The 5,218-nt window shown below is 54.9% G+C and carries 9 protein-coding genes; 6 read left to right on the forward strand and 3 right to left on the reverse strand.

The window, feature by feature from the left end:
* Window positions 1-58: 58 nt before the first annotated feature.
* Genes Q1K23_RS04040 through Q1K23_RS04050 form a run of 3 tightly spaced genes read right to left on the reverse strand, consistent with a single transcriptional unit; the run spans window position 59 to window position 1,051 of the window.
* Window positions 59-460: a YchJ family metal-binding protein gene (locus tag Q1K23_RS04040; RefSeq protein ID WP_300362665.1), complete on the reverse strand. Its 402-nt coding sequence runs from the start codon at window positions 458-460 to the stop codon at window positions 59-61.
* Window positions 450-818, reverse strand: a complete 369-nt coding sequence (locus Q1K23_RS04045) for a hypothetical protein (protein WP_300362666.1) — start codon at window positions 816-818, stop codon at window positions 450-452. Before Q1K23_RS04045 ends, Q1K23_RS04040 begins: the two co-directional genes overlap by 11 nt.
* Window positions 815-1,051, reverse strand: coding sequence for a hypothetical protein (locus tag Q1K23_RS04050; protein WP_300362667.1), 237 nt, complete (start codon window positions 1,049-1,051; stop codon window positions 815-817). Before Q1K23_RS04050 ends, Q1K23_RS04045 begins: the two co-directional genes overlap by 4 nt.
* Before the next feature lie 46 nt (window positions 1,052-1,097).
* Between Q1K23_RS04050 and Q1K23_RS04055 the strand changes: the two genes are divergently transcribed.
* The 6 genes from Q1K23_RS04055 (at window position 1,098) to proB (ending at window position 5,042) form a co-directional block, all read left to right on the forward strand.
* Window positions 1,098-2,009, forward strand: a complete 912-nt coding sequence (locus Q1K23_RS04055) for an AEC family transporter (protein ID WP_300362669.1) — start codon at window positions 1,098-1,100, stop codon at window positions 2,007-2,009.
* 37 nt (window positions 2,010-2,046) lie between these two features.
* Window positions 2,047-2,424, forward strand: coding sequence for a RidA family protein (locus Q1K23_RS04060; RefSeq protein WP_300362676.1), 378 nt, complete (start codon window positions 2,047-2,049; stop codon window positions 2,422-2,424).
* A gap of 96 nt (window positions 2,425-2,520) precedes the next feature.
* Window positions 2,521-2,829 (forward strand): 50S ribosomal protein L21, encoded by a 309-nt coding sequence (rplU, locus tag Q1K23_RS04065; protein ID WP_300362671.1) that lies wholly within the window; start codon window positions 2,521-2,523, stop codon window positions 2,827-2,829.
* 16 nt (window positions 2,830-2,845) lie between these two features.
* Complete coding sequence (gene rpmA / locus Q1K23_RS04070; protein ID WP_300362673.1) at window positions 2,846-3,100, forward strand: 50S ribosomal protein L27; 255 nt, start codon at window positions 2,846-2,848, stop codon at window positions 3,098-3,100.
* Window positions 3,101-3,204: 104 nt separating this feature from the next.
* Window positions 3,205-4,281 (forward strand): GTPase ObgE, encoded by a 1,077-nt coding sequence (gene obgE, locus Q1K23_RS04075; protein ID WP_300362674.1) that lies wholly within the window; start codon window positions 3,205-3,207, stop codon window positions 4,279-4,281.
* Window positions 4,278-5,042, forward strand: a complete 765-nt coding sequence (gene proB / locus Q1K23_RS04080; protein ID WP_300362675.1) for a glutamate 5-kinase — start codon at window positions 4,278-4,280, stop codon at window positions 5,040-5,042. Before obgE ends, proB begins: the two co-directional genes overlap by 4 nt.
* The last annotated feature ends 176 nt before the right edge of the window (window positions 5,043-5,218 follow it).

Genomic DNA, 5,218 nt, shown 5'->3' on the forward strand with positions numbered 1-5,218 from the left:
CCTCGTCGGCTTTACGGGGATTCTAACTCCCCCCTTCCCGATTTCCGCTTCCCGCCCTTCACGTCGCCGCGAGTCCGCCGCTGTAGTACCATCGGCCTTTGTACTTTTCGAAATCGGAGAGTTCGTGGTGGATGCGCTCTTCTCCCTCTTCGTCCCTGTACCAGGCTTTGAATTCGATGCGCCCTTTTTTGTCCAGGGCTTTGCCTCTGTAGACTTTGAGGATTTCGAGTCTGTAAAAGGTCGCGCTCTGCATCCACGCTTTCGTCGCCTCCCTGTCCACTTCGTGAAAATCGGTTTCGACGAGGTAGTCGAGATCGCCTTTGACGTAGGCGGTGTAGCGGGAGCGCATCAGCGCCTCGGCGGTGGGCGGCAGGGCTTTTTTTTCGAGAAACCTGCCGCAGCAGTCGCGGTACTCTTTTTGGGATCCGCAGGGACAGAGTCCGTTTGTCTCAGTTGGCATCGATGACTCCTGTATCCAGATGCACCCGCAGGGTTTCGGGCTTTTTCAGAAAGTAGTAGACGAGATAGACGATCAGGCCGATGCCTGCCGCGGAGAGCCACATCAGTGCCGCACCGACGCTGAATTCACGCCGGCTTACCAGAAGCTGACTCCCTTTCATCTCTTCGATTTTGTAGTGGTTCTCGTCGAACAGATCGATGATCCGCGTCAGTTTTTCCCGCTCCAAAAGCGAGTCGTCACGGACGACCGTGGTGATGTAGTTCTGGAGTTTGCCGGTGTTCTCTTCCTTCAGCCTTTTTTCGTAAAGGAGTACGACGACACCCGCAGCCGCGGCGACGAGGAGAAAAAGAAGGGTCAATCGTCGCTCTTCTGCACGATTTCGTTGATGACGATGCCACGGATTTTGCGCGCCTGATAGTCGAGTTTGTGAAAAAGCTCGTAGACTTTTTCGGCATCGAGCATCACCTTGTTCCGAAAATCGTAGAGGCCTGTGCTTCCGTCGTGGGGAATGTGCTCGTCCAGATAGCGGTAGAACTCGTCCCTACGGTCTTCGTAAGCCCGCAGCTCTTTCTTGATCGCTTCGATATCCATACTCTCTCCTCAATCTTTTTGGGGTGATTATACTATACTTTCATCTATGATTGATCTGCTGGTTTCGATTCTCGGTATCTACTTTTTCGTCGCGCTGGGGGCCTTTTCGAAATGGAAATTCAAAGAGGAGCTGCACGACCGCTCTTTGATCCTGGTGTCGGTCTACATTCTCCAGCCCTTTCTGACCTTCTGGGGGCTGACGACGCGGCCGATCGCCGCGGACGTTTTCGTGGTCTCGTTCTGGTACACGGGAATCGTGCTGGCGCTTTTCATGCTGCTTCTGCCTTTGGCGAAGGCCTTTTTTGCGGACAGGAAGCGAAGGGCCGTCTTTCTTGTCGCATCACTGGTGGGCAATACCGGCAATCTGGGTATTCCGCTGGGGATCGCCATCTTCGGCGAGGCGAGCGTGCCCTATACGACGATGATCAACCTGGCCAATGTCTTTTTCGTCAATATCCTGGGTGTCTACATCTACTCTTCGGGAAGTTTCACGCCGAAACAGTCGGTGATGAACGTGGTGAAGATGCCGATCCTCTGGAGTGCCGTGGCGGCGCTGGCCGTCAACGCAGCGGGCATACGGCTTCCCGAATCGATCGAGGCCAACCTGAGGCTGGGGGCCTACGCCTCCATCGTGATGCAGCTGCTGCTTTTTGGCATCTATCTGGCCCAGGTCCGCCTGGAACACCTGGATATGAGACTTCTCAAAGGGGTCGGTTCCGTGAAGTTTCTGCTGCTGCCGCTGGCGGGATGGCTCCTGATGAGGTTCTCCTCCCTCGAGCCGATGGTGCAGGCGGTGCTGCTGCTGGAGCTGATGACACCCCTGGCCGTGGCCAACGTCAACTTCGCCGCACTCTTTGATTGTCGTCCGAAAGATGTCGCGGCGCTGGTATTTGCGAGCTCACTCTTTTTTCTTCTCTATTTCGCGGTGCTTTGGCCTATGGTAATGCGAATCTCATAGATGTTATAATGGCACTCAAAAAAGCGAGGATCTGATGATAGAGCGAATACAGACCGACAAAGCGCCGCAGGCGATCGGACCCTATTCCCAGGCGATGAGAGTCGGAAACATCGTCTACACCTCCGGGCAGATCGCCCTGACGCCGGAGGGGGAGATGGTCGAAAACGACGTGGAGCTTCAGACGGCCCAGGTGATGCGCAATCTCAAGGCGGTACTCGAAGCGGCGGGCAGCAGCCTGCAGAGCGTCATCAAAACGACGATTTTCCTGGCCGATATGGAGGATTTCGCGAAAGTGAACGCCGTCTACGAAAAGTGGTTTGGCGGGCACAAGCCGGCGAGAAGCACCGTGGCGGTCAGGACTCTGCCCAAAGACGCTCTGGTCGAGATCGAGTGTGTCGCTCTGGTCGAGGCGTAAAAGTCATCAGGTATAACGGCACGCATTAAACTATACTTAAATTAAAGTTGAGTATAATTCGCCACTAAAATCGTTGGACAAACAAAAGGAAACGGCATGACAGCAATTATCAAGCATGGCGGCAAGCAGTACAAGGTCAGCGAAGGCGATATCCTCTGCCTCGACCACATGGGCCTTGAGCCGAAAGCCAAAATCGAGATCAAAGAAGTATTGGCTGTCGAGAACGACGGAGACCTGAAGGTCGGTACACCGTTCGTCGACGGCGCTGTTGTCGAAGCGGAAGTGATCAACGAAGGTCGTGAAAGAAAGATTCTTATCTACAAGAAACGACGTCGTAAAGACAGCAAGCTCAAGCGTGGCTTCCGCCGAGATTTCACTCGCGTACGCATCACGAAAATCGCATAAGTTTTAAGGAGATACGATGGCTCACAAGAAAGGTCAGGGTTCAACCCAGAATAACCGCGATTCAGCGGGACGCAGACTCGGTGTCAAGAAGATCGGCGGCCAGGCGGTCGTAGCAGGAAACATCATCTACCGCCAGCGCGGTACGAAAATCCATCCCGGCAACAACGTCGGCATGGGCAAAGACCATACGCTCTACGCACTGATCGACGGTGTCGTCAAGTACGAGCGCAAAGACAAACATCGCAAGAAAGTTTCCGTCTACCCCGCATAACCCGCAGGCGGCTTCGGCCGCCTATTTCCCCTCTTTTTTGACATTTTCCTTTAAATCTGATATTTTAAAACCAAAAATTTCATCACACACAAGGCAATAACAGTATGTTCGTAGACAGTGTAGAACTGAAACTCAGTTCCGGCAAAGGCGGCCAGGGATGCTCCTCGTTCCGTCGTGAAAAGTTCGTCGCAAAGGGCGGTCCCGACGGCGGTGACGGCGGACGTGGGGGCGATGTGTGGTTCGTCGTGGACAAAAACACCGACACCCTTTCGCATTTCAAGGGCAAGACCCATCTCAAAGCCAAGAACGGCCGGCCCGGTATGCCCCGCAAATGCGCCGGAAAAACGGGCGAGTCTCTCTATGTGAAGGTGCCGCCCGGAACCCAGGTGATCGACAGGGAGACGGGCGAACTGCTGCTGGATCTGACCGAAGACGGCCAGAAGGTGAAGTTTCTCAAAGGCGGCAAAGGGGGACTGGGAAACGTCCACTTCAAATCGTCGACCAACCAGCGTCCCACCTATGCCCAGCCCGGAGAGCCTGGTGAAGAGAAGGAGGTGCGGCTGGAGCTCAAGCTGATCGCCGACGTGGGACTCGTGGGATTTCCCAACGTGGGCAAATCGACCCTCATCTCCACCGTCTCCAACGCCCACCCCGAAGTGGCCAACTACGAATTTACGACGTTGACGCCGAAACTGGGTGTCGTGGCGATCGACGAATACCGATCTTTCGTCATGGCGGACATTCCCGGCATCATCGAGGGGGCAAGCGACGGACGGGGGCTGGGGATCGAGTTTCTCAAGCACATAGAGCGCACCAAAACCCTGCTCTATATGATCGACGTGGCCAACTATCGGGAGGTGACGGAGCAGTTCGAGGCACTGCAGGCGGAGCTTGAGCGCTACAGCAAAGAGCTCGCCTCCCGGCCCTACGCCATCGCTCTGACCAGAATCGACGCCATCGATGCCGAACAGGTCAACGAAAAGATGTGGGAGCTGCTCAAAGCGATCGGCCTTGCGCCCAATGATGTCCTGAAAAAATACGGTGTGGATGAGAACTACATCAGTTACGGCAGCGAGGAGAAGAGCAATCCCCACTTCGTCATGCCCATCTCCGCCGTCGCCAAGATCAATATCAGGCCCTTGATTTTCGCTCTGGCGGACGTCATGGAGAAGCGGCAGTGAGACGGATCGTCATCAAAGTCGGCAGTGCGGTGCTTACCGAGCAAAACCGTGTAGCCAGGGAGCGGATGGCGGCTCTCGTGGAGCTGATCGCGAAGGTGAAGGAGAAGGGGACGGAAGTGATCCTGGTCAGCTCCGGCGCCGTGGCGGCGGGCTATACTCTCTGCCGCCTCGACAAAAAGAAGCTATCCAACCGTCAGGCCCTGGCATCCATCGGCCAGCCCCGACTCATGTCGATGTACCAGAAGAAGTTCGGGCGTTTCGGTGTCCTGGTGGCGCAGATCCTGCTCACTGCCGACGATTTCGACTCCCGCAAACGTACCTACCACGCCAAATGCGCCGTAGAGACACTTCTGTCGCAGAATGTCGTGCCGATCATCAACGAAAACGACGTAACGGCCACCGAAGAGCTGGTTTTCGGCGACAACGACCAGCTCTCGGCCCATGTCGCCCACTATTTCGACGCCGACCTGCTCGTCATCCTCTCCGATATCGACTGCTACTACGACAAAGACCCTCACAAATACGACGACGCCAAACCTTTGAAAGTGGTCCATGAAATACCTAAAGAGGATCTCGAAGCCGAATGCACCCCCAACGGCTCCTTCGCCACCGGCGGTATCGTCACGAAACTCAAAGCGGCGTCGTTTCTGCTCAAACACCACAAAAAGATGTATCTCGCCAGCGGCTTCGATCTTAGCGACGCCTACGCTTTTTTGATCGAAGGACGTCACGAAGGCGGCACCCTCTTTACGGCATCCTGACCTCTCCTGCCGATCCTTTCCCCTTGGGAAACATGGGTTCTACTATACAGCTATCCGATCCGATAATCGCATAGGTAGCAAGATAGGGGGATCGGATTGAAAACGATCGGGATTTTAGTGATTTATACGAGAATGTTTGAAAATCGGAAATTTTTGTTGTGTTCAGGGGATTGAAG

Source organism: Hydrogenimonas sp., assembly GCF_029933015.1.
GTDB lineage: Bacteria > Campylobacterota > Campylobacteria > Campylobacterales > Hydrogenimonadaceae > Hydrogenimonas.